The 770-nt window shown below is 70.0% G+C and carries 1 protein-coding gene; it reads right to left on the minus strand.

All coding sequences use genetic code 11. The features are described from left to right. Positions 1-582: IS256 family transposase (locus WAA21_RS17915; protein ID WP_336924215.1), on the minus strand; the 582-nt coding region annotated here is incomplete at its 3' end. Between the last annotated feature and the right edge of the window lie 188 nt (positions 583-770).

The following is a 770-nucleotide window of genomic DNA, read 5'->3' on the forward strand; positions in this document are numbered from 1 at the left end:
CCGGCGCCCGTCAGCGGTGACGCCGGTGGCGATGACGACGGCTTGCGACACGACCCTGCTGTTGACGCGGGCCTTGCAGTACGTCGCGTCGAGGAACACGTACGGGTACTCGTGCTCGTCGAGGGGCCGGGACCGCCAGGCCGTGACGTCGCCGTCCAGCTGCGCGCAGATGCGGGAGACCTCGCTCTTGCTGATCCCGGTGCCGCCCATCGCGACCACGAGGTCGTCGACCCGGCGAGTGGACACGCCTTCGACGTAGGCCTGCATCACCACCGCGTGCAGGGCGACGTCGATCCGCCGCCGCGGGGCGAGCAGGGCGGGGAAGAACGAGCCGGTACGGGTCTTCGGGATCCGCACCGTCACGTCTCCAGCGGTGGTCGTCACCAGCTTGTCTCGGTGCCCGTTGCGCTGGGTGTTGCGGGTGTCGCTGCGCTGGTGCCGCTCGGCGCCGATGTGGGCGGTTGCTTCCGCCTCGACGAGGGCTTGCAGCATCGACTCCAGCGCGGAGCGCATGAGCTGCGCGCCGTCGCCGGCCTTCAGTGCCTCGACGAGCTCGAGCAGGGCAGACTGGTCCAGGGCCATCGCGTGGTGTCCTTCCGTGAGTTTCCTTGGCGGGTTACTCACAGAGCCTCACGCGATGGCCCTCTCGCGTCCGTCAACGACACGACGTGGTGGCCGACGACCTACACCACGTCAGGGGACTCCCCCGGAGGGGCGGACCGTCACGGAGGTGGCGGTGCAGTGGCGGGTGTCGCGGCAGACGCTGCATG

Source organism: Aquipuribacter sp. SD81 (assembly GCF_037153975.1).
GTDB lineage: Bacteria > Actinomycetota > Actinomycetes > Actinomycetales > JBBAYJ01 > Aquipuribacter.